Here is a 26,295-nt window from a genome sequence, read left to right as displayed (position 1 = left end):
CCCTCTTACTTTTAACTAATTTGATCTTCTCTAATACACTTACTATATGCAACCATTTGAAGATCTCTAACCATAATAAGCAATCTAGAATTCTCATCAGCTAACCTTGCATTTTCTGACTCTAATTTGGTTATTCTATTTGCAGCGTGAGCGATAGTTTGTGGTTTTTTAACAGGCACTACAACAGCGTGTTCCCTATGCTTTATATTCTTATATGCATATAGAATTGCAGGGTGACGTGAAAGAGCTTGCCTTGTTGGTCTTTTGCAGAAATATTCACAAAGAGAATCACACACCAAATCCCATTTTATATCTTTACCTTCCCAACTATTTATTTTGTCTAAAATAAATCTAATATCTTCATCACTAAATTTTTTACTCATTATCAACCTCTCTTGTATAATAATTTATTAGATAATTTATGTTTTTATTAATATCATCAATTTCTTTTTTAAACATGTTCTGACTCCGTAAATCTATTTCACTATAATATAACTCACATGTTCGGTTTAAAGATTCCAGGTATGCTCTAATCTTCGAAATAATTTCAAATTTTGCACTTACGTCAGATATGATTTCATCAGCATACAGCACTCTTCTCTCATCCTCTCTTAACTCCTCAGCACTTCTATTATCATAAACTTGGTTTTGTGTAATATTACGCCTGCCCGACCAAAATGCTATTTCAATGTCAGATAGTATAGAACGTTGAACAAGAGTATTTAAAAGATGCCTTGGCTGATGACTTCTAAACACCTCTTTCATACCTTCGGGTTGTAATGATTTATGGCGTTGAAAGAAATTAAGAGCATTATGTTTTCCTTTCCCAGACCTTGCTTTGAAATCGGCATGAAACATTTTTATGGTTGCAGGCAAAGCTTTGAATAAATCAGTTCCTTTCTTCATATGTAATTGATCTTTATTCAACAGAAGGAGTTGATTGCTTAAATTTATTGTTTTATTAGAACTACTCCAGGAATCTTGGCTCTGTTCATATTTTACAATTTCTTCCCAAAGTTCTTTTGCACTTATACTTTCACTTTCAATTCTCGCTAAAATTTCTTTACTATATATATTTAAACTATCCTTATTTTCTACATTTATTAAATTGTAAAACTGCTTGCAGAAAGAAGTTTCGTTAGGGTTTACACCCAATTTTTCATAAAATCTAAACTCCCCCTGCTCACGAATTGATACGATCAGCCTTGCTGATTTTGATAACATTTTCAGCCTTTGAATTGCTAACTTTGCAACTGGCCTCATATTACTGGGAATCCATTTTATACTCTCACCATAACCCTTTGCACAGTAATAACGAATACCATAGCTTAGGTTACCAGAAGAATCTTTACCCTCAACTTCACAATCAACTTCCAGGCTCATGATCTCAGATATTCGAGTGGGAGCACAAAGAAGTAATGCGATAACTGCACTGGTAAAAATATCTCTCTCATTTTTGCAGTTAGAATAGAACACTCTACCAGTGAAATCTATTACTTCATCTTCCGGTAATTTCTTTTTCACTCCATTTTCTGCCGGAATATTTCTCATGGGCAGGTAGGAATTCTTCCTTAACCTAACACTCCATACATTAACTCGCGGATGCAAAATATTATTTAAGATTAAAATCCCCAACATTTCCTTTAAAGCTTTTTCAATTGCACAAGCTCTATCAAGTGAATATTTTCTCACAGCGCATTCAACTATGTAAGTTATAACTTCATTGTTAATGTTAACTATATGAGGTGCGACTTTCAATATTTCAAATGAATACTCCATAATTTTTATTGTTGATAAATATATTAGAGTCTTATGAATATTAGGGAAGCACTCTCGATATATTAAGCTTTTAGCTAACTCTTGAAAATGATTTGTCATATTAACTTTACTTCCCTCGTGAAGATTTAACTGTTTAAATGCAACTCCTCTGCCCCAAGACAAATCAAACCAATTAATTACGCCATCTTCATCAACCTGCTTTTTTACACCCTTAGAAAAAATCTCGAAAGCAGTATTATTAATAACATTCATAATTCACCATCCATATTGTTAGAGAAATTAACTAATGAAATAACTTTAGTTTCTATAACCGAAACAAATTCAGACATTGTGTCCACTTCAGGTCCTTCAGAATAATCGGATATTAAAGTCTTAGTGTGCTTTATTATGGACATGAGATCGTTATTTATCTTTTGCTTGGTGTCATTAACTGTAGTTAAAAATGATGACGCATAGGGTAGTATCAAATCATTGATTGCTTCGTCTATTCTAAAAGAAAATTCTTCATTATTTTTTGCATAACATAAAACTGATTTCAAATTTGTATGATCCAGGACTTTAGCCACTACATTTAATCCATATCCCTTTTGTGCAACTCTTGTAGCCAAAGTGGCCCTTAGCTGACGCGAATTGATCGTGGGCATACTGTCATTGTTTAAATCGTTAACGGTCCTATAAACAGACTTAAGTCTTTCTGTTATTTTTTTTGAATTCATATGCAAGTTAGTGAAGTTGTTTTCATAAAGTTTCTTCAAATCGTATGTAACGTTAAAAAAATAAGAGTCTATGAACAAAGGTAGATTTTCAAGCTCCTCATGACTTAACTTTTTATCTAACTCATTCTCTATAAAATCTTTAATAACTGCTTTTAATTTAGATAAAGAATTGTATAGGTTAGCACCAACCTTAACTTCAGTGAAATAGCTCCTAAACCTTCCTCCTTGTTTTATTCTTGGCATTTTTAAATAGCCGACTTCATTTTTAGAATAAAGATCCTTTCTTTTAAGTTGAGCGATTTGCATGGGTCTCCTTCCCGTATATATCATTAGCATGACCATTAGATAATCTTTCATGTTAATGTCACCAGAATTATATCTTTCTGTAATTTTACTAAGAAACCCTACTAATTCTTTTTCGATTAAGGGTCTTGAACTTATACCCTTTTCAATCTTTCCTGTCGTTCTATTAGGTTTGTCTATTTTCCAATTTGACACCAAGTCTAAAACTTCTTTGTTCAATAACTCTTCATGCAATTCATGAAACTTAATCAGGAAATATTTGAGACTTTCTACATGTGTATAGCTCGATTTATAATATGCATTATAAAACCTTTTAACCACCCCATATTCAAAGCTTTTCAATACACCTTTATTGAAGTTAACCAATTTATTAATAGCGAAGAAAAACTTTCTCGTATAAGCTGAACTAAAATTTACTGCGGTGTAAGCAAGGGTTTCTTTTATGCGGTTTAATAAATATTTACTTACTTTTCTGTCAAACTGTAAAAAGTTCAACTTAACATCTCTACTCAAAACCCAACAACTATCGTTAATGTCAAATTCGTTTTCGCTGTCTTTTGTTTTTAATACCGAGTAATTTTCTTGAATCAATGTTTTCATCAATACCTCCTTCTAAATTTTTCGTTATTATTTTGCTTGTAAGATCCATATCTTCGAATGCCTTCAATGCTTGCTCATGAATATATCGATTATTATAAATCAGTTCGGAATTAGATTTAATGGCCCAACCCATTCTTAAACACCTAATTACATTCAATTGATATATTTTATTTACATCAGTTACTCCGATATATTTTAAGTTATATATATGATTCCAGGTATGTCTCATCGTATGGCCTGTAAAATTGCGAAATTCTGGACCCAGAATTTGTATTTCTCTTATTTTCCTTATTATTTTATTATATGCACTAATCGTAAGGGGTAATCCTTCTGTAGGCCCGCATTTGTGAGTGACGAAGAGGTAATCATGCTTTCTTTTTTTTGTGTAGAAAACTCTATCTTTTTCAATATATTCATTAATTGAATTGGTGAGTTTTTTACTAATATTCAAATCTCGTTCCAACGTTTTTACGAGAGGTTGTATGATCCTTGGGTCCTCTGGTGTATTCACCCTTTTAGTAATTCTCAGAAATTTCTTTTCACTATTGAAATCGGTAATCCTTAAATTAAGAAGCTCTCCTCCACGCATTCCCGTTTCATGTAGCACAAGTAATATTAATTGATTCCTCACTCTACTGCCTTCATCATAAGGATTATTGTTATTAGAAGGCTCTAAACATTTAAAAAGCTCTGCCACATTCTCGACCTCTAAAGATTTAAAATTATCGCTAACATACAATTTTGATTGAATTTTTGGCTTGTGTTTCTGAACATTCGACTTAAACATTTCAATAATCGATTTTGTCTCATTTAATGCACCACAATAATATGATTCGTAATACCAAGAAATATAGTCACTAATAACAGCAAGTCTATAATGCAAGTTATCGGCGTTAAATTTCCCATATCCATTAATTTCTAAAACCTTTTTATCTTTCCTTTTTAACTTTAGACTTTCGGTTAAGGAGTATAGTTCTGTATAAGTTAAAAGCGTCTTTTTTTTCATTCTTTCTTTTAAGTTGATATTAAGTTTCACCAAATACTCCTCAAGCAGTATCAAAATATAGGCGTTTCTTAATATAGTATTGAAGGACTTTCCTTTTACTCTGCTTAACAGCGTTAGATAAATATTATTGTAATAGAGTGGCAAACCCGTTTTTGTATCTAATATCATACAAAATCGCTCACCTGTTGCCGCCTTTATTTTCCTCACCAAATAATTCCCAGTCATATTTACCCCCTAAATATTTTCATTTATTAGGTAACATAAATCTTTAGCAAGTTACAAATTTATTTTAAATATTTTTTACACACCTTATATAACTTGTCCCAATGAGAGAGTCGGCCATATTTTCACCTTAAGGTGAAAATATAGTCCCCTATATTTACTTTGTGGAAGTAATCTTTTGATTTCAAATAACATTTAAATACATTGTATACAGTAATGTAAAAGTAATTACCTAACCTTTGGATTATTCTTTACAGGTTAAGGGGGGATTCCTTTCTGCTTATCTGAGAACAACTAAAACCTTTATAACTGCAGGTTAAAACCAGATACTTAAATAAAATGTAAAACGTTACACAAAGACAGTGATTAAACCTACCCATTTTTTCCAAAATAATTAGCACTCTCTTTTTTAATGTATAGCTATATTATACATGGCTATTTTGATTGGTTTATCACTGAGAATTAAAACATGATACAATACTATCCTGTTTATGAATGCATTTGCTAAGGAAGGTTTGTCATGAAGAGAGTAGTGAAATCATTTTTAATTGGATTACCGATTATTATCGGAGCTGCTGGTTCTCTTTTCGGAATATATTCATATTTCTTTCCTAACCCACCAGATATGCACAAGAAAGACGATATAATTGGAACCTGGACAGCAAATTATTCATATTCGTATGATGACAAGAAAATTATTGTCAATATAAAGGACAAGACATCTTATTTTTCTAATGGGAAATATAACGTTAGCGGTAAAATGTCTTACAAAGCGGATAAAATTGATAACTCTGATATTTATGTTTCTTATTTAATTAATGGTGCAGGCGATTGGGAGATCAATGACAAAGAATTAATTATTTCTCTAAACAATTTGAAATCAACGCCTGAGAAAGTTATTTACAATGGCGAAAGTATAGATCTTAAAGACTTATCTCTATTAGAAAATATCACACACAAGAAGTTCCCGGCAGTTGAAGACATGATAGCTAATGGTGCAAGTCAATCATATAGAGTAATAATTGATAACCATAACTATAAAAAACTCGACGCTATAAATCCCTTTGGAAATAATTTTAACATTGAAATGTTTAGAGAGAAATAAGTTAACATTATGTTAGATACTATTTTAGGTTATAAATGTCAATGTCATTCTGATGTTAGAGTGCCACTTTGAATTAAATTGAAATAGAGAAATTGATTTGCACGTATTTCCAAAAAAATTCTCTACTATTTTCTACTAGTAGAGAACGTTAATCGCTAATGATTATTCAATTAAAAAGCACTTGGTATTTAATTAGGAATTATATAAATAGATGGATATTGTAAATAGGCATTAATACTATCACCTCTATTTACTTTTAATATAGCATTTATGGTTATTGAGAGTGTCGTCATCTCAACTCCAGTATGAAATATTGCGTACCTGGGCAAATATGTTGGATTTATTACCATACGCTCTTTTTGATAAAAGTTAAAATGATAAATGATGCCTGAATTTTTATCGATTGCAGAAAATTTGCTATCAGGGATACTAATTAGATTCAGTTCAATATCCCCATAGTAAATTGGAATATTGTCTTTAAAACTATCATTTTCAACAATCATTTTAATAAACGTTAGTGTTGCCCTGTAGATTAAGCCATTATTACGTGCAACATACATACCAGCTTTAGCACTTCCTCCTGATGCCGCGATACCCCCGCCTAACCATTGATAATGATTGCCATTTGGTAACGTTACAACCGTATTAAGCCCTAGTTTCCTAAGTCTACCTCTGTCTTTATCTTCGATTATAGGTGAAATATCTTTAGCATATTTTACCTTATTATCTTCGATTAAATAAGGCCACTCTATATCAATGATTTCTATGGGCTTACTACTTGACCACAATTCTGATGAATGCTCGAATATACCTATACAATAAACTTCATCATCAGTAATATATGCAACTAGCAAGGGACCAGATCTCTCAGAGAAATAATTCCCCCTTTTGTCTCTTTCAAAATCAACCCCCAAGTGAAGATGATATATTCCGAAATCCAAATGCATTCCATCATTAAATTTTGGATTGAAGATCTGTTTGCTAAGATGTGGATTTAAATCTTTTCCATTTAGTATATTAGATCGTAGATTTGCATACCCTTTCTTTTCTTTATCTGGGCATTTGAAGTCAACGGATTCGATAATTATTCTTTTCTTTTGAGGTATAAGAGTGTGATAAATATTAATTAAAGTGTCTATAGGACTTACATCTAAATCACAAAGTTTAATCCCATACCTTTCATTTAGTATCTTTATAGATATTTCATGCCTATCCTTAAAAGGACAAAATTTTATGTTGTATGGGATATATGTTAACTCTCTTTCCATGCTAAAATTCCTTATTCAACCAACATAATAGTTGTTGTAAACTCATAAAAAAAATACACTTTATGATATTTGAGAAAAAACCCACTTATTTCAAATTTTTTTCATTCATCATTTTGCCATATTAAAATATCATCCAGCATATGTCTTTCCTGTTCAGCCTCCGATGCAAGAACCATATTGTTTAATGCTGATGTAAATACTAAGTGCCAGATAGTCCGTCCGTCTTTATTATCCCATTTCTTAAAGAGAGCTTCTTCTATTGAGAGCCAGATCACTTCTGCATTAGGCTCAGACAGAAGTTGTCTGAAATCATCATCAGGGATAGTCAGTCCATGTGATATAATTTTGTTTGCAGAACCACTATCGTTGGTCATTTGCCAGAAGGGTTGAGGTTCAGTGAAATCACTCAATGAGGTGAAAGTTAGGCCTCTAATCTGAGCTGCGTGCATAGTATTTTTGACTTTGTGGCCATCTCGCCAGGAGCGAAGATCTCCAAGAACATAATTTATCCGTTGGTTTCTCGCTTTACTGTCTTCTGATTGATACTGAACGTAAGGTGGTCCACCACCATTTTGTCGATATCGAGCAAGCGTTTTGATACTAATACCGAGAAACAAAGCAGTGAGTTCTGCATTAAGTGTCGTTTCATCTGGCATATTACCAAATAGTTTCCAGACTTCTGAAAGATCTCGCAGAGTTTCTACAACACTCATCCCTTACTCCTTGTGTTCTGACAACTGTGGGTATTTGGAAGAAGCCAATAGTGCATTGTATAACTTAGGTGCAGTCAACAGCATATGCAATTTAATACGTTGAAGAGCCTCAAAAATGCGATCCTGGTCAGGTGTTGCATAACGCTCTGTAGGATCAGTGGTGTTCCTATGATTAAGCAATCTTTTAACCACAGCATATGATGTAAGCTCTTCTGCAACACGCCCAAACGTTCGCCGTAGGTCATGCATTCCAAGTTTGATAATACCTGCTTCTTGGCACAAATTTTCCCTCAAACTTTTGGAGTCGGAGTAATGACCATCTTTGCTTCTTGGTGAGCGGGCTGGAAATACCCATTTTCACTTATCTGAGCGAGTTTCGGTGCCAGTAACGATATCATACCTGTCCTCAATTTTAGCTTAACCGACACGGCCATAATTAATTGGTTGTGTTTTTCCGCATACATCTAATCATAGAGTATTAATTTCATTAATTATAAAATCCCCATGAAACATTAAATTAATCTTTAACGTTGACTTTAGATTTATTTCACGATAGATATTAGTAATTACCATATGTTTATAGAGGTGCTATATGAATAAAATAAAAATACAGTTTTTTAGTGAAAATGATGATATTGATGAAACAGATTTTTCCCAATCCAAGAATAATTACGATGATGAGTTATTTCGTGAATATAGAGAATTTTTATTCAGAGACGCAAATAATAACATTTACAGGAGAAAAATAAAGATACCTATAGTATCCTTAATTCAAGAAAATACGATTGTTAATTTTGTTGAAAAAGATAACTATGTAATACTTTCTTTTAATAACGAATACCCAAAAGAAAATGATATTATAAATGAACCCGATAGCCATTACAGAAAATCGGGCAACATTCGCCGTCTGTTGTCTCCAGGTGAAAACAATGGGAGGCTATGTGATATAGATCTCCCATTAGAAAATTTAAAAGACCAATATAAAAGTTATATCCGAGTTTCTTTAACTACTCAGGGCGATAGCGAGGGTTTAGTTTAACTAATTCATCTTCTGCTTTTTGCAGTGTTTCAAATGGTCCAATTTCGTCTGTTGGATCATTTTTATTAACAAGGAAATATTCATATTCATCCTTATCTTTTAGATTACTCTTTTTCTTAAGCCTCTTATCGATATAGTATTCTTTTGACTTACTTTTGTATGAGCCTGTTTTCATTTCTTCTACATTCCTTTTGAGTTAAGAGCTGTTTCGATAGTTTGCTTTTCCAATGCAGCATTTGAGCTTTTAATTATGTAATTTAAAACCTAATTAAACAAGTTATTCCATTTCTTTCTTTCATCGACATTAATCCAATCCATAAAGAGAGCTTCTTCTATGGAGGTCCAAATTACTTTTTTATTAGGTTCTTTCAGTAGCTGTCTGAAGATATCATCAGGAGTAGTTAATGCATGAGATATGATTTTTAGCACCACCATTAGTAATCATTTGCCAGAAGGGTTGATGTTCTGTGAAATCACTCAATGAGGTGAAAGTTAAACCTCTAATATGAGCTGGGTGCATTGTATTGCTTACTTTGTGGTTATCTCGCCAAGAACGAAGATCTCTTAAGAGAAAATTAATACGCTGATTTCTCGCTTTACTGTCCTCAGACTGCTATTGAATATATTGTGGTCCACCGCCATTTTGTCTATACTTGGCTAATGATTTTACGCTGATGCCGGGATAAAGTGATGCTAACTCCACGTTGAGCGTTGCATCTTCGGGCATATCACCAAACAAGCGCCATATCTCTGACATTTCTCTCAGTGTTTCAATGATCTTCATATTTCTCCCGACAAAAAAGAGTGTATCTACAACTAACCATCAACTCTTCTTAGATAAATCATCGTTCACCGATAGAAAGAATTCGCCTAAAATTTTCTTCTAATTTATATTCAACAGTGTCTGAATCACACCCCCATATTTCGGATATACCTCTAATGGCTTTATCAACATCCCAAGGGAATAAATTTTTCCCACTGAATTTTGCGAAAGGTGCATCTGTCTCTGTTAACAATCTATCTTTTGGTATTAATCCTATTATCTCTTTTCCTTTTTTTGAGTTTAACATTGCAGGACCAACTGAGAACCAGGCCCCAATATCTATGGCTTTATCCAGCTCCGTTTTTGTGCCAGTAAACCAATGAAATATTGGAACTCCATCAATGCCTTTCAATTCATTCACAACTTTATCTGCACTACCTCGTGAATGTATTGACATAATCTTCCCGCCCCGATGATGAATCTCTCTTAAAATATGTCTAAAAACTTTCAGTTGGATCTCAGCATGTTTTTTATAATCTTGTCCACCATCAAGTCCTATTTCGCCAACATACTTTACTTGGGGTAGCAAAATATCAAAGATAGCTAACTCCTCGTGCCGCAAGTGTGCCAACTCAGGATGAAGTCCTAAAGCAGTTTTTATTCTTTTACAACCAGAAACAAGCCTATTGCTACCAATATACGCTTTCGGTGTAGTCGTGACAGAAAGGACATATAGTCCTTTCCTATCACATTCATAAATAATATCCTTTGGATCTTTGTATAGATCCAAATGACAATGCATATCAAACTTCAAACTAATCTTTCCTTTTTCAAGAAAGTTTCTACTTCTTGTAATCCTTCAATGAATACATCTTCATACTTGCCAATATCCTGCTCTTTAAGCTTTCCAGATTTCAATACCCACGCCTTCAAATTTCTTTTTTTAGCATTTTCAATAGCCATTATCACTGAAAAGATATCATCTCTTCCATCTTGTTTATTTTTAACAAAATTAAGTAAATTAGCATATGAAGCTTGATGATATGTTATTGATTCTTTTACTCCCCCTCTTAATAGGGAGGCTCGCCTAATCATACAAGGCACACAGTAGCCACATTGCTGATGCTTTCTTTTCCAATGACTGCACGAAACTGTAGAATCAACGATATCAGCAAGTGTATTCTTATCTTTGCATTCACTAACCATTTGTCCTTTTGTTTTAAATTGGTACGGGTTAGTAAACTTCATCTTAAAACCAACGTTATCAAAAATACCCTGTATCATTTCGATAAAATATGGATGAGTAGTTCTTGTGCTAAGAGAGCCAATTCTTCGATTTGTTAATGGTGCATTCAAAGAAATAAAACCATTTTCAGGAACATATATCGATATATTATTTTTATTATTAGCTTTCATCACAGCATCTGCACCAACAGCAGCAAATGCTAAGAAATTTAAGCTACGTGTTCTCATCGTAATATCTCTTTGCATTCCCCTTCCTATAGGATTTGCACTGGTGCAAAGCCTTGAAAAAGTGCCCTTACCTTTGATTCCTTTTGATATTTGTTCCTGTTTTGCCTTATCTCCTTTGTACGAATGACTTATTAATAACGGTTTCTCACCTGTTGTTAAAATATCAATAACGCCAATTGCACTGTCTAATCCACCAGAAAACAGAGAAATACAATCTAATCCATCTAAATTTATTAATCTACGTCCATTGACTGGTTTAAATGGAACAGGAGGTTTCATTCCATCTTTTTTAAAATCAAAACTCCAGACATCTCCACTTAAAAACTGTAATGCTTTTTCAAGATATGTTTTATTCTTTATCCAGACAGTTGGATTGATGACCCTAACAGATACGTTTATATCCCGTGTCCAACCATCAAAGCAATCATCACGAACTATAAAGGTGTCTGCGGCTGTCACAGCCATTGATATTGTAAGAAAATCCATTACCTCGTCTGATATTTGAACTCCTAATCTTTTAATTGCGTCATATACAGGCTTTCCTATTGTTGCAATATCATTTCGAGGTTTTATTCCATTTTTGGCAATGACTCCATCTCGCGAATAAATTTGAACTGAAATAGTAGAATCATTCGATGCTGGCAAACGACTATAATCATGGTCTATATAAATATTCATTCGCTATAACCCTTCCATTCATCCCATACTTCGGTAATTACATTTTTTTGAATATCAATAATATCTTGTTTTGAAAAAGACCTAATGTTTTTACTTATTTTAGGCTCCATATAGTTATCAACTACTGCACTTATATACTCATGCAAATCATTTTCTGCATTCTGCAATTCTTTCGCTGACTGTGCATTGTTCCAAGCTTTCCCTGCGTCCATTGTAACTTGAATGAAAATACTATCAGTTAAATAACAAATCATGGTTTCAATAAGAACATCGTCTGTAATGTCTTGTGGGTTAAATGTGGCCTTCCCATTTAAAGCTTCGACTAATGCATCATTCATTGATGTTTGTATTTTATCAGCATCCTCGCTCCCTTCTGAGAGGGCCTGTGATATTCTTGCAATTGCGTCTTCACATGAGAGTCCATTGAGGCTATTTAAGTCAATAATAGGATTATTGCTTGAATCGTTTACAACCCCATCATTTAGTAATTCAAATAATCCACCACCAGCACCTACAATATTACCCAGTCGCTCATTAGCAGAACTACCACCACCTGTTACTTGTCGGGAGTAACGGCCAAGCGCACCTTTGAGAGAATCTCTATCTCTGCTACGAGCAAACCTGCCAAATAGTGTTCTAAATCCACTTAAGTTTTTGTTTTCCCCATTTTTTGCCTGATCTGCCCAAGGTGGAACAAGGGCATTTCCATTTTTAGGTCCTTTACTAGACTGTGATGTTCCCATTATGCTTCCTTATTTATACCAATTTTTATCTTTAACGAGTACCTTCATCCAGGGAGGTTGCTCACTTAGACCACCTATAAATCTTTTAAGACTATTTGCAGCTTCTATATTATTATCAGCAACCAAAACGGCACCAGCAAAACCCACTGGTTGTTTATTCCATTCTGTTATACTTCTTAGGTGTTCAATTAACCCTTCGATAACTTGAGGGAATTCATCTTTTGAAATATCCTTTAGTGCTTGCACGGCCGCCGGAGAACTCTTCCTACTGGTAGATATCAATACATTTAAGGCATCTCTGGCCTTTGGTGACAAACCTATTACATAATGTCCTGCTGGCATAGTTTCTCTAGATAAATATACAGCAGCTCTTAAATCTTTATCACTCAGCCTGGGTTCTAGTTGTAACCATTTCAATATAAATTCACTTGTTGCTTCGTCTTTTCTCCATGCATTAGGGACTGAAAGTGGCAATTCCTCTAAGTTTTTACTTTCTAACTCACTAAATATTTTTTTGAAATTCTTATTAGAGTCCACCATAGAATATAATGCGTTGGCGGCTTCTTCACCTGCACATCTTTCAAATATTACCAGTTTCGTTATAACGTTTTCGTCTAATGAAATTTTTCTTCTTTTTGCAATGTTAGATCTCATTTTCACGATATTGAGCAATCTTTTAACTATTCTTGGATTGCCATGTATTATCGGTGATGTAGCGAAAATAGGTGCAATTCTATCTACTTGGTCATATGCTCTGGCTAATTCGGTATTATTATCGCTTTTTAAGATCCTAAGAGCATCTTCCTTCTTCATTGGGTCTTCATGCCATGACTCTTGAAGGGATTTTTCTAACGCTGCTCTTAACTCCTCAATCAAATTTTCCTCGACCCCTTCATTTACTGCATGAAGCATAAAAAGATAAGACCTTATTTCAAGAAGCCCAGTTCTAGGAACTCTGATTGGAACTTGTATTAGTTTATCTAAATAATCAATATGATGTCTTGCAGATGTTCCTTTAAAGTATTCTGATACAGAAGTTCTTATCATATCTTCATCGGCAGCAATGACAAAAGCGGTATTTGGTAGAAATAGAAAAAGTCGAATAGCCTCTAAAGTTTGTATCGCATTATTAGGTAAGCAACGATCTAGATTATCAATAAACACTATAAGGTTCTTATTTAGATCATTTAAAATACCGCTATACTCTTCTCTAAATAGATTTATTTGCTGAGGAGGCGTTAATACTTCTCTGTCCTTAATCAATCCACTTTTTGCTATCTCATTCCCTGTATTAACTGCATCTTGATATGTATTTTCATTGACGCCACCACTTACTATATTTTTAATTGCCCCTAATCCGCGCGAGAGCATTCCCCCTGTAGGGATTCCATGTGCCAAAGCAAGTCCTTCTAGGGTTAATCCTAATGCTCTTACTTTATCTACACGATTGAATAAACTAAATGTTCTATCAACCAAGCTCTGATTACCTTGGGCTGCCTCGTTAAGCTTTGTTGCAATAACTTCTAATAGAGCTGCTCTTGCATCATCATATCCCTGATATAGCCAAGCATCAAAATTTACTACTAAAACATCCTTACCTCCTTCTTCGTTTATTTGTTTTTCTATTATTTTCAGCAACGATGATTTTCCAGCGCCCCAATTACCAAATATCCCAATAGACACAGGTAGCATATTTTTCGAATTCAATATATCTACAGCTAAACTGGACACCTCACCAAAATTTAAATAATCAATGCTCGACTCTACATCAGACCACATACTCTTCTCCCTATAGTTATGCATTTGGTCGATCTATGTATCCCTCTTGTTAATCATTCCAAATAAAATGATTAGCATGTTCATTAGTCATCGTTGAAATTGTTAATTATTGGATGATGTTTTTCTGATTTCAGCAATGTCTCATATAACTTAGGGGCTGATTTAAGTATATGCAATTCAATTTTTTGCAGTGCTTCATAAATACGATCTTGGTCTGGTTGTGCATACCGTTCTGTGGGATCAGTGGTATTTCTATGGTTAAGTAGTCTTTTCACAACAGCGTATGACGTTATTTCCTCAGCCACACGTCCAAATGTTCGCCGTAGATCATGCATCCCAAGCTTAGCGATGTGGGCATCCTGACAAAGATTTTCCCTCAAGCTTTTACTGTCTGAGTAATGACCACTTTTGCTTTTAGGGGAACGAGCTGGAAAAACCCATCTGAGTTTATCTGGGTGTTTTTCTGTATCAATTACAATAGTTTTCCGTTCTTCGAGAATCTTTCGGGCAGCGTCACATACTGGCAGTTCATGGTCATTTCTATTTTTTGTATCATGGAAACGAATGATACCCTTATCCAAATCTACATAGTTGCTCGTCTTTGCTTCCTCATCAGTGAGAACTTCACGCCAGCAAAGCGAAGCTGTTTCTTCCTTCCTTGCTCCCAACAACACAGTTAGCAGCAAATAATCGCAACCAAGTCTATTCAGACTACGCTTGTTATATAGTGCGTTGAGAAATTGGCCCAGAGTATCTTTTGCGGAAAGTGGATTCCTAACTCCCTTTGCTCGGTAGCTATCTTCTAGTTCAGAGCGCGTCCGAAATTTTTTTTGAACTTTTAAAATATTGAAAGGATTATAGGATAATGAAGGTGCTCGTTGCTGGGTCTGGGCGTTTCCCGCTTCAATTTCAATCGCGTGTTTAACGGCTACATTAACCCATCTGAACGTCTGCTCCGCTGCTGTTCTCGCTCTAAGCGCAATCTCGTCAAATTTCCGTAGAATCTCATTCCCCGTTAACTCTTTAACACGGAACCCAGCCCAATCCAAAAGACGGTGTTCTGCCTTGTTAAGGACCGTTAACGTATTAGGCTTTGCAGGCTTAGCTCTTCCCTGCAGATGGTTTCTGTATTGAGCGAATACCTCCCCAATAGTTAGTTCAGCAGCATCCATCTCGCGTTTAATAGCACTTGGGTTTCTTTTAGTAGCCTTGATGCTCTGGACAATATTGCGAGCTGCATCGCGGGCCTGATCAATACTGACGAAATCAGACACATTACCTATCGTCGCTCTGATAACCTCGGATGGTGCTTTGCCACCTGTAGTGGGACGATTACCAGGGGATGACACTCTACGCTGGATGATGTAAGTCTTTTTAGTAGCGCTGACTTTGACACCAAAACCTACGGGTGAATCGCGATGATTATCAGTGATAAGATATGGTTTCAAACTTAGGTTAGGTGCATAAATGACTTCTCCTTTTGAACTCAGTTCCGGCTTCACATTAATTGATAACTTATTGATTACAATGGACTGGCTCAAAGTCATTTTCACGATAGTTGCCTCATGTATTCTTAATGGTGCGGGAATGTATTCTTGATAGTAGCTAGAATACTTCTGGCATACAAATTCTTGGATTTAGATGAGTTTATCAGGGTTTCAGTTGAGGCCACTTGAGCACACTAAAGACTTATAAAACGAGCAAAATCAATATGAAAGAGTCTGCAGGCATGGACCTATCAACGCACACCCCAATGATGCAGCAGTATCTTCGGCTCAAGGCCCAGCATCCTGAAATCCTATTGTTCTACCGGATGGGGGATTTTTACGAACTATTCTACAGTGATGCCAAGCGAGCTTCACAGCTACTGGATATCTCACTCACTAAACGGGGAGCCTCCGCAGGTGAGCCGATTCCGATGGCTGGGGTACCTTATCATTCGATAGAAAACTATCTGGCGAAGCTGGTTCAGTTAGGTGAGTCCGCTGCAATTTGCGAGCAAATCGGTGATCCGGCCACCAGTAAAGGCCCGGTTGAGCGCAAAGTAGTGCGTATCGTGACACCAGGAACGGTCAGTGATGAAGCTCTGTTACAAGAACGCCAGGATAATCTGCTGGCGGCCATCTGGCAGGATGCGCGCGGCTTTGGCTATGCAACGTTAGATATCAGTTCCGGTCGCTTTAGGGTTGCGGAACCCGCTGATCTTGAAACCATGGCAGCCGAGTTGCAACGAACTCATCCCGCAGAATTGCTTTACCCAGAAAACTTTGAGCAAATGTCGTTGATAGAACATCGACATGGCTTACGCCGCCGCCCATTATGGGAGTTTGAGCTAGAAACCGCCCGTCAGCAGCTTAATCTGCAATTCGGCACCCGTGATTTAATCGGGTTTGGTGTAGAGCAGGCCCACCAGGCACTGCGTGCCGCGGGCTGCCTACTGCAATATGTCAAAGATACCCAACGCACCTCCCTGCCCCATATCCGTGGTTTAACCATGGAGCGCCAGCAAGATGGCATTGTGATGGATGCCGCGACCCGTCGTAATCTTGAACTGACTCAGAACCTGTCTGGTGGGTCTGAAAATACGTTAGCTGCTATTCTCGATTGCAGTGTGACCGCAATGGGCAGCCGCATGTTGAAACGCTGGCTGCATATGCCGGTGCGCGATATCAAGGTATTAAGCGATCGCCAACAAGCAATCGGTGGCTTGCAAGATATCACTGCCGAACTGCAAACGCCGTTGCGTCAGGTAGGCGACTTAGAACGTATTTTGGCGCGTTTGGCGCTGCGCACTGCGCGCCCAAGAGATTTAGCGCGGATGCGCCATGCTTTCCAGCAATTGCCGGAGATTCACCGTCTACTGCAATCGGTGGATGTTCCCCACGTGCAAAACTTGTTGTCACAAGTCGGTCAGTTTGATGAATTACAGGATCTGTTGGTGCGGGCAATTGTAGAAGCGCCGCCAGTGTTAGTACGTGATGGGGGTGTCATTGCGCCGGGTTATAATGCTGAACTCGATGAGTGGCGGGCTCTGGCCGATGGTGCTACCGATTATCTGGATCGGCTGGAGATCCGTGAGCGTGAAAAGCTGGGCCTGGATACACTGAAGGTCGGTTTTAATGGTGTCCATGGCTATTACATTCAGGTAAGCCGTGGTCAGAGCCACTTGGTTCCGATTCATTATGTGCGTAGACAAACCCTGAAGAATGCTGAGCGTTATATCATTCCAGAACTGAAAGAGTATGAAGATAAGGTTCTGACCTCTAAAGGCAAAGCGCTGGCGATTGAAAAAGGGTTATATGAAGAGATTTTTGATCTTCTGTTGCCACATCTGCCTGAATTGCAAATCAGTGCCAATGCGTTAGCAGAACTGGATGTACTGGCGAATCTGGCTGAAAGAGCAGAAACACTCAACTACAACTGCCCAACCCTGAGTGATAAACCGGGGATTAAAATTACCGGTGGCCGCCATCCGGTCGTCGAGCAGGTTCTCAGTGAACCCTTTATTTCTAACCCGTTGACGTTATCACCTCAGCGACGGATGCTAATCATTACCGGCCCGAATATGGGGGGTAAAAGTACCTATATGCGCCAAACAGCCTTAATAGTCTTGCTGGCGCACATGGGGAGTTATGTTCCAGCGGAAAGCGCTATCATTGGTCCGGTTGATCGCATATTTACCCGCGTAGGTGCCGCTGACGATCTGGCTTCAGGCCGTTCCACCTTCATGGTCGAAATGACAGAAACGGCCAATATCCTGCATAACGCCACGGAGCAAAGTCTGGTGCTGATGGATGAGATTGGTCGTGGGACATCCACTTATGATGGTCTTTCGCTGGCTTGGGCTTGTGCTGAAAATCTGGCGAGCCGTATTAAAGCGATGACGCTGTTCGCCACTCATTACTTTGAGTTAACGACTCTGCCGGAAAAAATGGAAGGTGTGGTAAACGTCCATCTTGATGCGATGGAACACGGCGAAACCATCGCCTTTATGCACAGTGTGCAGGATGGGGCTGCCAGTAAAAGTTATGGTCTGGCGGTCGCAGCGCTAGCCGGAGTGCCACGTGATGTCATTAAGCGGGCACGGCAAAAACTGAAAGAGCTGGAGTCATTGTCTAATAATGCAGCAGCCAGCAAGATTGATGGCTCACAACTGACATTGTTAAATGAAGAGACACCACCTGCCGTTGAAGCACTAGAGGCTCTGGATCCAGACTCACTGTCACCACGCCAGGCATTGGAATGGATTTATCGCCTGAAGAGTATGGTGTAAACAGGCATAAAAAAACGGTGAACATCTGTTCACCGTTTTTGTGTTTCATAAGAATAACTCTCTATACCCTAACTAATTCGTATTGCAGAAAGGCGGGTACATTTATTTATTCGCGGAACAACGCCTCGATACTCAAGCCTTGTGTTTGCAGAATTTCACGCAAACGACGTAAGCCTTCAACCTGAATCTGGCGGACACGTTCGCGCGTCAAACCAATTTCACGGCCAACATCTTCCAGTGTTGCTGCTTCATATCCTAAAAGACCAAAACGACGGGCCAGCACTTCGCGCTGTTTAGCATTCAATTCAAACAGCCATTTAACGATACTTTGCTTCATATCGTCATCTTGCGTTGTATCTTCTGGACCATTTTCATTTTCGTCAGACAGAATATCTAACAAGGCTTTCTCTGAGTCGCCGCCTAACGGTGTATCAACAGAAGTGATACGCTCGTTCAGGCGTAACATACGGCTCACGTCATCAACCGGTTTGTCGAGTTGCTCGGCAATCTCTTCAGCGCTCGGTTCATGATCCAATTTATGAGAGAGTTCTCGTGCAGTACGCAAATAAACGTTTAATTCTTTAACAATATGGATAGGTAAACGGATAGTCCGGGTTTGGTTCATTATCGCCCGTTCAATCGTTTGACGAATCCACCAAGTGGCATAAGTGGAGAAACGGAAACCGCGTTCAGGGTCAAACTTTTCCACCGCACGGATAAGACCAAGGTTACCCTCTTCAATCAAATCCAGCAGCGCTAAACCGCGATTACTGTAACGGCGGGCGATCTTCACCACCAACCGCAAGTTACTTTCAATCATACGCCGACGTGAAGGCACATCTCCGCGCAATGCACGCCGGGCAAAATAAACCTCTTCTTCTGCGGTTAACAGCGGCGAATAACCAATCTCACCAAGATAGAGCTGCGTCGCGTCCAGCACTCGCTGGGTAACACCTTGCGCCAACAGCTCATCATCTGCTAACTCGCTTTCAGTAGGTTCATCTTCTACTAATGCTTTTTCATCGAAAATTTCAGTTTCCGTACTGTTTTCATCAAAATCAGCATCTTCATGCAACTCGTTAACTTTCAGCGTATTTTGGCTCATATGCTGCTCCTACCCGTGAATCCGGCGAGCAGAATACAGCGTATTCTGCCCAATCTATCGCTGCGGAAGGTAACGCAGCGGGTTTACGGATTTCCCCTTGTAACGAATTTCAAAATGCAATCTAACTGAACTGGTTCCGGTGCTACCCATGGTTGCTATTTTTTGACCCGCCTTCACTTCTTCTTGTTCCCGGACCAGCATTGTATCGTTGTGAGCGTAGGCGCTCAGGTAATCATCATTGTGTTTGATGATAATAAGATTACCGTAACCACGCAGTGCGTTCCCAGCATACACAACTCGCCCGTTTGCTGTAGCGAAGATGGGTTGCCCACGAGAACCGGCGATATCTATCCCTTTATTGCCCCCTTCGGAAGCAGAGAAGCTATCGATCGTTTTACCCTCAGTCGGCCATTTCCAGCTACTAACTGGACCACCATTACTGGTTGGATCGCTGATGGTACTGCTTGGCGCGGTAACAGGTGCGGTTGTAGCGACAACTGCCCCTGACGCTGGTAACATTTTACCAACATTCTGTTTACCCGAGTTTCCAGAATACGCGCTAGTTGATTGAGAATCAACCGTTGTAGTTGTGTTCTGAATATTTGCTGGCGGTTTTGTCATTCCGCCTGATGTGGCATCGGTCGCGGCCAACATTCCACCACCAGACCCATTGCCTAACTGAATAGATTGGCCAACATTCAGACTGTATGGCTCAGCAATATTGTTTTTTGCTGCCAGATCACGGAAGTCATTCCCGGTTATCCAGGCAATATAAAACAGCGTGTCACCACGCTTAACGGTATAGGTATTACCGTTGTAACTTCCTTTGGGGATACTGTTGTAACTACGGTTATAAACGATGCGACTACCTGAGCTATTCGTATCCGAGCCACTTAGCATGGTCCCTGAACGCTCACCGCCAACACTGCTGATTGGCGCAGATGTTGAGGAGTCATTAGTACAACCTACCAACCATAAACTCATAACCGTACATGCCGCAACCCGGCGTAATGTAATCATTGGGCTTCCCGTGCTCATGCTTCCCCCATGACAGCAATAATAAGCGATATATCCAAAATACCTTTTACACTGTAGTTAAAGTGGTCAGTTAACGACAGTTAAAACACCATGCCGAATACGACTATTCCACTCATTTTTGAGTATTAAAAGGTTCCACAGCGCAGGCCAAGACACATGCTGACTCGCACTGAAGAAACAAGATACAGAAGCGCGCATGCTATCAATACCGCGCCTGCCATACCATAAAATTTATGTTACTGATTTTCGGCCAATCTTTAGCACAAAAAAACTGCACTTCGACTTTAGTTAAAGATTAAGACTGAAATATACCCTAAATAATTCAAGTTGCAGGGAGGCGGCAATTAAGCGCAGCCAACACACATGCGGTTTGAAGTACGAAGGTATAAAGACATTTATTCAGGCCAATTCACCTTTAACTAAAGGCACAAAGCGCACTGCCTCTACCGTCTCAATTTGGAATTCATTGTTCCGCCGTTGCACACATTTCAAGGTTTGAGCCTGCTCCCCAACGGGAAGAACCAATATCCCACCGTCATCCAATTGCTCAAGTAGGGCATTTGGAATCTCTGGCGGAGCGGCTGTGACAATGATCGCATCAAATGGCCCGCGTGATGCCCAGCCTAGCCAACCATCACCATGGCGAGTAGAGACATTATGCAGATCCAGTTGCTTCAGGCGACGTTTTGCCTGCCACTGTAGCCCTTTGATTCGTTCGACTGAACAGACGTGTTCGACTAAATGCGCCAAAATTGCGGTCTGATAGCCAGAACCGGTCCCTATTTCTAATACCCGAGAAGTCGGCGTCAATTGCAACAACTCTGTCATCCGCGCCACCATATAAGGCTGGGAAATAGTTTGCCCTGAACCTATAGGCAGGGCTGTATTCTCATACGCCTTATGGGACAACGCCTCATCAACAAAACGCTCGCGCGGCACCGCTTCGATCGCCTGTAACAAGCGCTCGTCGTGAATACCTTGCTGACGTAACAGCATCAACAATGTCTGCATGCGTTTATTTACCATTCCCCATCACCCTAGGTGTTTGCTAACCAGTAATATTGGCTAACCAGTTTTCAACTACGTCTTGCGCCGCATAGGCGGTTAAATCAACTTGAAGTGGGGTTATAGAAACATAACCTTCTTCAATCGCAGCAAAATCAGTGTCCGATGCCACATCAAATTTCTCACCCGGTGGCCCAATCCAATAGAGGTCTTGCCCCCGAGGGTCTTGTTGACAAAATACCTGCTCTGCCGGATGGCGGCTACCACATCGTGTGACTCGAATACCTTTAATTTCAGATAAGGGTAAGTCAGGTACATTAATATTAAGTATCTTACCGGTGCGCAACGGCTTTTGTTGTAAAGCACGCAATAAACGGCAAGTCACTGCCGCTGCGGTAGCATAATGCTGATGACCATTGAGTGATACGGCCAGAGCAGGAAACCCTAAATGCCGCCCTTCCATCGCGGCGGCCACCGTACCTGAATAGATAACATCATCACCCAGGTTCGGGCCAGCATTGATACCGGAAACCACGATATCGGGCCGCGGGCGCATTAACGCATTTACCCCCAGATAGACACAATCAGTTGGAGTGCCTTGCTGCACGGCGATATCACCGTTGGATAATGTGGTAATGCGCAATGCACTATCCAGAGTCAGTGCATTGGAAGAGCCACTGCGATTGCGATCTGGGGCAACGATTTGTACCTGCGCGAACTCGCGCAATGCAGAGGCAAGTGCTTGTATCCCTGGCGCAGAAATACCGTCGTCGTTACTCAGCAATATCCGCAGCATCGGCATTATCCTGATTCATTATTTCTCTTACCACACTGGTGGCAAAACTGCCTGCGGGTAACCAGAAACTAAGTTCAAGGGTTACGTCATCCCACCAGTTCCACACCATATTCTGTGGTTTTAGTAGTACCGCCCGGCGGGCACCTTCAACACGCTCACGCTTAATCAACGCCAGTAATTCGCTTTGATCCACCAGACATGACTGCTCGAAAGCCAATGCTTCGCCCTGCGTTCCCAGTTCACCGTCGCCCGGTAGTGGCGCTGTCACATTCAATTCACCCGCATCAACGCGCTGCTGTAACGCTGCTAATTCATCAGCGCCGGCCACAAACCAACTGCCGCGACCGGATAACTGTAAGGCGTCACCTGCCAGCACCGTAGTTGCTTGCTGTTGTGACAAACGGAAACTGCTAATCAGGTTGAACATTGCACTACGGCTGGCGGACAAGTAAAAACTGCGTTTACTGCGCTCTTTAACCCGAATTTCATTATTCGCCCACAGGCGAGCCTGCACCAGATTGTTACCCCCACGGCCAAAGCGCTGGCTGCCGAAATAGTTGGGAACGCCCTGTGCGGCTATCTGTTGCAAACGTTGTTCTACATCCTGACGATCAGTGATATGGCGCAATACCAGGGTAAAAGCATTGCCTTTCAGTGACCCAATGCGCAGCTTACGTTTCTGCCGCACTGCTTCCAGCACTTCACACCCTTCCAGCTCGAACGTAGCGAGATCCGGTGCTTCTTTGCCCGGTAGGTGCAAACAGAACCACTGCTCTGTGACGGCGTGGCGATCTTTCAACCCCGCATAGCTCACCAAACGCGGATGAAGCTTGGCAAAACGCGCCAGATAATCAGCAACAAATTGCGTATTACAGCCATTTTTGCGAATACGGATCAGCAAATGCTCGCCTTCACCATCCGGTTCAAAGCCTAAATCCTCGACCACCACAAAATCTTCGGGATTGGCTTTTAAAATGCCACTCGCTTTAGGTTTGCCGTGCAGCCAGGTTAGATTTTCCATGTCCATCGTTATGCCTTAACCCTGTTATGCTTTAACCAAAAGCGCCACTGCTTCACATGCAATACCCTCACCACGGCCAGTAAAACCAAGTTGTTCCGTGGTGGTAGCTTTTACGTTGATATCATCCATATGACATTGTAGGTCTTCCGCCAAATGCACGCGCATTTGCGGGATATGGGGTGCCATTTTAGGCGCTTGGGCAATAATGGTAATATCCAGATTACCCAGCCGGTAGCCTTTTGCCAGAATACGGCGATAAGCTTCACGCAACAAAGCACGGCTATCCGCACCTTTAAATGCCGGATCGGTATCAGGGAACAATTTGCCGATATCACCTAACGCAGCCGCGCCCAATAGTGCATCGGTAGCAGCATGTAATGCGACATCACCGTCGGAATGCGCCAAGAGGCCCATCTCATATGGGATACGCACACCGCCGATAATCAGTGGGCCAGCTCCGCCAAATTTATGAACATCGAAACCATGACCAATTCGCATTAATTGCACTCCTTATAATGCCTTTGTTACTTGAGGTTGCAGTAGCATTAGCAGCGCTCACTCACCAGAATCACAATGACCGGGCCAAACCTGCTGGAATTTACTGGCTGCAACACCCATTATTTGGGCTATTGCCGTTGGGTTAAATAAAACTCAGCCAGCGCCAAATCTTCAGGACGTGTCACTTTGATATTATCCGAACGACCAGACACTAATATCGGATGATAGCCGCAATGTTCTAATGCAGAAGCTTCATCAGTGACCACTGCCCCTTCTCGCAGGGCGCGGGACAAACATATTTTTAATAACTCAAGCGGGAAAAGTTGAGGTGTAAGGGCATGCCACAGCGCTTGGCGATCTACAGTATGGGCAATGGCCGGATGAGCGCCAATTTGAACAACAGCCTCACTGCGCTTCATGGTGTCACGTACCGGTGCGGCCAGAATGCCCCCGACATGGCTATGGCCGATAATCGACAGCAGCCTTTCAAGATCATCAAGATGCAAACAAGGGCGAGCTGCATCATGAACCAGTACCCATTCAGCAAGCCCCGCACATTGTAAACCAGCCATTACGGAATCAGCCCGTTGCTCACCACCATGAACAAGCGTGATACGCGGATCTTGCGCGATAGGTAGCGTTGAAAACTGCGTGTCCTGCGGATGTATCACCACGATAATGCGCTGGACGCGAGGATGACAAAGCAAAGAAAAAATAGCGTGTTCAATGATTGTCTTGCCAGCCACAGTTAAATACTGTTTAGGGCAGTCAGTCTGCATACGGCTGCCAATACCCGCAGCCGGTAATACCGCAATGACGTCAGGAAGGGAAACTGCAAAATTACTCATTATTTATTATTGCGCGTTATTTGGCGTCGAAGGGATACCCGCATTACGTCTGGCTTGGTCAGGAACCAGACGATAGAAACTTTCGCCGGGCTTGATCATACCCAGTTCGTTACGTGCGCGCTCTTCGATAGCCTCTTGACCACCATTTAAATCATCAATTTCAGCAAATAGCTGATCATTCCGGGCTTTAAGTTTGCCGTTATTGGCCTCTTGCAGCGCCACGTCATCCTTAACCCGTACAAAATCATGAACACCATTCTTGCCCAACCACAGTGAATACTGTAACCAGCCAAGTAAAATCAGCAATAGTAGTGTAAGTTTCCCCATTCCCGCCCCCTGAAAAACTGCCTAATCATCCCACAACTTTTCGTCGGACTCCACTCTGTGACGGAAATAGGTCATAAAGCTCAGATTAAGGACGACTTCCAGCAAAAATACCATGCAAATCTACAAAATGTCATTAATTGCTGGTTTTGAGCGCACGAGTGTCCTGCTGTTATTGCTACTTATCGCCCCCAACAAATCATGCAGAGATAAACACTGCAAAAACTGTTTTTGGCATTAGCTTATGCCAACCCGCAAGTTAGAATTGCATATTTAATCTCGCTAAAAACAAATAAACCCTATTACAGTTGAGTTTACATGTATAAAAGTATATTTTTATGCACTCAAACTGCATAAATAAAAATCACACTTTCACTCGTTGCTACTTTTTACCGGGAGATTCACATGTTTAAACGTTTAATGCTGGTCGGGACTTGTCTGGCAGCCGTATTGTCGGCGGGCAGTGCTATGGCAGTTGAGCCGACTTATGTTGTCGGTTCCGGTGGTACCTACCGCCCATTTGAGTATGAAAATAGCCAAAAACAACTGGAAGGTTTTGATATAGATATCATCAAAGCCATCGGCAAAGCTGAAGGTTTTCAGGTCAAATTGGTGAATACGCCGTGGGAAGGAATTTTTGCCACGTTAGGCTCCGGTGATCGCGACATTATCATTTCCGGTATTACGATTACCGACAAACGTAAGCAAATGGTTGATTTCTCAGATCCTTACTTCCCAGCAGAACAAACTATCGTCGTGGCTAAAGGCTCTAAAGTTAATTCCATTGCGGCACTGAAAGATCTGAATGTTGGTGTGGTGAACTCAAGCACCGGCGACATCGTGGTATCCGATGTTTTGGGTAAAAACAGCACTGCGATCAAACGCTTCGATAACACGCCACTGATGCTGCAAGAACTCTACGAAGATGGCATCGCTGCCGCCGTAGGTGATGTAGGTGTTGCCAAGTTCTACCTGAAAACCCACCCGGAGAAAGCATTTGAACTGGTTTCCGATACCAAGTTTGAGCGCCAATATTTCGGTATTGCGGTGGCGAAAGGTAATGAAGAATTGCGCACCAAAATTAACAGTGGTTTGCAGAAAATCATTGCTGACGGCACTTACGCCAAAATCTATGAAAAATGGTTTGATGCACAGGTACCAACACTGCCAGCGGCAACCCAACCAGCAAAATAACCCTTT

The 26,295-nt window shown here is 40.1% G+C and carries 24 protein-coding genes and 2 pseudogenes; 4 read left to right on the top strand and 22 right to left on the bottom strand.

The features are described from left to right. Positions 1-11: 11 nt before the first annotated feature. From A6J67_RS07830 to A6J67_RS07815, 4 genes are read right to left on the bottom strand one after another with little or no spacing between them, the layout of a single operon-like run. A complete protein-coding gene (locus tag A6J67_RS07830) occupies positions 12-383 on the bottom strand; it encodes a hypothetical protein (RefSeq protein WP_050323215.1) in 372 nt (123 codons plus the stop codon). After that, on the bottom strand, positions 376-2,031 hold the full coding sequence (locus tag A6J67_RS07825) for a hypothetical protein (protein WP_080608125.1): 1,656 nt from the start codon (positions 2,029-2,031) through the stop codon (positions 376-378). Before A6J67_RS07825 ends, A6J67_RS07830 begins: the two co-directional genes overlap by 8 nt. Further along, complete coding sequence (locus A6J67_RS07820; protein ID WP_080608124.1) at positions 2,028-3,398, bottom strand: site-specific integrase; 1,371 nt, start codon at positions 3,396-3,398, stop codon at positions 2,028-2,030. Before A6J67_RS07820 ends, A6J67_RS07825 begins: the two co-directional genes overlap by 4 nt. Then, positions 3,334-4,629, bottom strand: a complete 1,296-nt coding sequence (locus tag A6J67_RS07815; RefSeq protein WP_226967887.1) for a tyrosine-type recombinase/integrase — start codon at positions 4,627-4,629, stop codon at positions 3,334-3,336. The genes A6J67_RS07820 and A6J67_RS07815 overlap by 65 nt, the downstream gene beginning before the upstream one ends. A gap of 517 nt (positions 4,630-5,146) precedes the next feature. On the opposite strand from A6J67_RS07815, the gene A6J67_RS07810 reads away from it, so the two are divergent. Then, complete coding sequence (locus tag A6J67_RS07810) at positions 5,147-5,731, top strand: hypothetical protein (protein WP_080608123.1); 585 nt, start codon at positions 5,147-5,149, stop codon at positions 5,729-5,731. Between the two features lie 188 nt (positions 5,732-5,919). On the opposite strand, the gene A6J67_RS07805 is transcribed toward A6J67_RS07810, so the two are convergent. From A6J67_RS07805 to A6J67_RS23655, 3 genes and pseudogenes are all read right to left on the bottom strand, one after another. After that, positions 5,920-6,999 carry a hypothetical protein gene (locus A6J67_RS07805; protein WP_080608122.1) on the bottom strand — a complete coding sequence of 360 codons (1,080 nt, stop codon included), beginning with the start codon at positions 6,997-6,999 and terminating at the stop codon, positions 5,920-5,922. Positions 7,000-7,100: 101 nt separating this feature from the next. Then, positions 7,101-7,712: a hypothetical protein gene (locus tag A6J67_RS07800; protein ID WP_080608121.1), complete on the bottom strand. Its 612-nt coding sequence runs from the start codon at positions 7,710-7,712 to the stop codon at positions 7,101-7,103. 3 nt (positions 7,713-7,715) lie between these two features. Then, positions 7,716-8,123 (bottom strand): annotated as a pseudogene (locus tag A6J67_RS23655) (integrase); the annotation flags it as partial. A gap of 181 nt (positions 8,124-8,304) precedes the next feature. Here A6J67_RS23655 and A6J67_RS07790 point away from each other — a divergent pair. Beyond that, on the top strand, positions 8,305-8,751 hold the full coding sequence (locus tag A6J67_RS07790) for a hypothetical protein (protein ID WP_080608120.1): 447 nt from the start codon (positions 8,305-8,307) through the stop codon (positions 8,749-8,751). Here A6J67_RS07790 and A6J67_RS23260 read toward each other — a convergent pair. From A6J67_RS23260 to A6J67_RS07765, 7 genes and pseudogenes are all read right to left on the bottom strand, one after another. Continuing rightward, positions 8,720-8,926, bottom strand: a complete 207-nt coding sequence (locus tag A6J67_RS23260) for a hypothetical protein (RefSeq protein WP_125461916.1) — start codon at positions 8,924-8,926, stop codon at positions 8,720-8,722. The genes A6J67_RS07790 and A6J67_RS23260 overlap by 32 nt on opposite strands. 5 nt (positions 8,927-8,931) lie before the next feature. Further along, positions 8,932-9,535 (bottom strand): annotated as a pseudogene (locus tag A6J67_RS23650) (hypothetical protein). 58 nt (positions 9,536-9,593) lie between these two features. After that, entirely contained in the window at positions 9,594-10,328 is a 735-nt protein-coding gene (gene qatD, locus A6J67_RS07785; RefSeq protein WP_105165822.1) for a Qat anti-phage system TatD family nuclease QatD, read from the bottom strand. Continuing rightward, positions 10,325-11,665, bottom strand: a complete 1,341-nt coding sequence (gene qatC, locus A6J67_RS07780) for a Qat anti-phage system QueC-like protein QatC (RefSeq protein ID WP_080608119.1) — start codon at positions 11,663-11,665, stop codon at positions 10,325-10,327. Before qatC ends, qatD begins: the two co-directional genes overlap by 4 nt. After that, on the bottom strand, positions 11,662-12,408 hold the full coding sequence (locus tag A6J67_RS07775; RefSeq protein WP_080608118.1) for a hypothetical protein: 747 nt from the start codon (positions 12,406-12,408) through the stop codon (positions 11,662-11,664). Before A6J67_RS07775 ends, qatC begins: the two co-directional genes overlap by 4 nt. Positions 12,409-12,417: 9 nt before the next feature. Beyond that, positions 12,418-14,187 (bottom strand): P-loop NTPase fold protein, encoded by a 1,770-nt coding sequence (locus tag A6J67_RS07770; protein WP_080608117.1) that lies wholly within the window; start codon positions 14,185-14,187, stop codon positions 12,418-12,420. 83 nt (positions 14,188-14,270) lie between these two features. Further along, positions 14,271-15,740: a site-specific integrase gene (locus tag A6J67_RS07765; protein ID WP_080608116.1), complete on the bottom strand. Its 1,470-nt coding sequence runs from the start codon at positions 15,738-15,740 to the stop codon at positions 14,271-14,273. 176 nt (positions 15,741-15,916) lie between these two features. Here A6J67_RS07765 and mutS point away from each other — a divergent pair, with 176 nt between their 5' ends. After that, positions 15,917-18,460 carry a DNA mismatch repair protein MutS gene (gene mutS, locus A6J67_RS07760; RefSeq protein WP_404810489.1) on the top strand — a complete coding sequence of 848 codons (2,544 nt, stop codon included), beginning with the start codon at positions 15,917-15,919 and terminating at the stop codon, positions 18,458-18,460. Positions 18,461-18,566: 106 nt separating this feature from the next. On the opposite strand, the gene rpoS is transcribed toward mutS, so the two are convergent. From rpoS to ftsB, 8 genes are all read right to left on the bottom strand, one after another. Continuing rightward, a complete protein-coding gene (gene rpoS, locus A6J67_RS07755) occupies positions 18,567-19,565 on the bottom strand; it encodes an RNA polymerase sigma factor RpoS (RefSeq protein ID WP_005181660.1) in 999 nt (332 codons plus the stop codon). Positions 19,566-19,619: 54 nt separating this feature from the next. Beyond that, the gene (gene nlpD, locus A6J67_RS07750) at positions 19,620-20,585 is read right to left on the bottom strand and encodes a murein hydrolase activator NlpD (RefSeq protein WP_005181658.1); all 966 of its coding nucleotides are present in this window, start codon (positions 20,583-20,585) and stop codon (positions 19,620-19,622) included. A 417-nt stretch (positions 20,586-21,002) separates the two neighbouring features. Continuing rightward, the gene (locus A6J67_RS07745; protein ID WP_042568533.1) at positions 21,003-21,629 is read right to left on the bottom strand and encodes a protein-L-isoaspartate(D-aspartate) O-methyltransferase; all 627 of its coding nucleotides are present in this window, start codon (positions 21,627-21,629) and stop codon (positions 21,003-21,005) included. Between the two features lie 22 nt (positions 21,630-21,651). Continuing rightward, positions 21,652-22,404, bottom strand: a complete 753-nt coding sequence (surE, locus tag A6J67_RS07740) for a 5'/3'-nucleotidase SurE (protein ID WP_072088679.1) — start codon at positions 22,402-22,404, stop codon at positions 21,652-21,654. Then, positions 22,382-23,431, bottom strand: coding sequence for a tRNA pseudouridine(13) synthase TruD (truD, locus tag A6J67_RS07735; RefSeq protein ID WP_050296844.1), 1,050 nt, complete (start codon positions 23,429-23,431; stop codon positions 22,382-22,384). Before truD ends, surE begins: the two co-directional genes overlap by 23 nt. 18 nt (positions 23,432-23,449) lie before the next feature. After that, positions 23,450-23,923, bottom strand: coding sequence for a 2-C-methyl-D-erythritol 2,4-cyclodiphosphate synthase (ispF, locus tag A6J67_RS07730; protein WP_032905486.1), 474 nt, complete (start codon positions 23,921-23,923; stop codon positions 23,450-23,452). A 128-nt stretch (positions 23,924-24,051) separates the two neighbouring features. Next, positions 24,052-24,771 (bottom strand): 2-C-methyl-D-erythritol 4-phosphate cytidylyltransferase, encoded by a 720-nt coding sequence (gene ispD, locus A6J67_RS07725; RefSeq protein ID WP_005181645.1) that lies wholly within the window; start codon positions 24,769-24,771, stop codon positions 24,052-24,054. Positions 24,772-24,777: 6 nt separating this feature from the next. Further along, a complete protein-coding gene (ftsB, locus tag A6J67_RS07720; RefSeq protein WP_005181642.1) occupies positions 24,778-25,098 on the bottom strand; it encodes a cell division protein FtsB in 321 nt (106 codons plus the stop codon). Between the two features lie 402 nt (positions 25,099-25,500). On the opposite strand from ftsB, the gene A6J67_RS07715 reads away from it, so the two are divergent. Continuing rightward, entirely contained in the window at positions 25,501-26,289 is a 789-nt protein-coding gene (locus tag A6J67_RS07715; RefSeq protein ID WP_005181638.1) for a basic amino acid ABC transporter substrate-binding protein, read from the top strand. The last annotated feature ends 6 nt before the right edge of the window (positions 26,290-26,295 follow it).

The organism is Yersinia sp. FDAARGOS_228 (assembly GCF_002073315.2).
Taxonomy (GTDB): domain Bacteria; phylum Pseudomonadota; class Gammaproteobacteria; order Enterobacterales; family Enterobacteriaceae; genus Yersinia; species Yersinia intermedia.
This window is presented reverse-complemented; position numbering and strand designations above follow the sequence as displayed.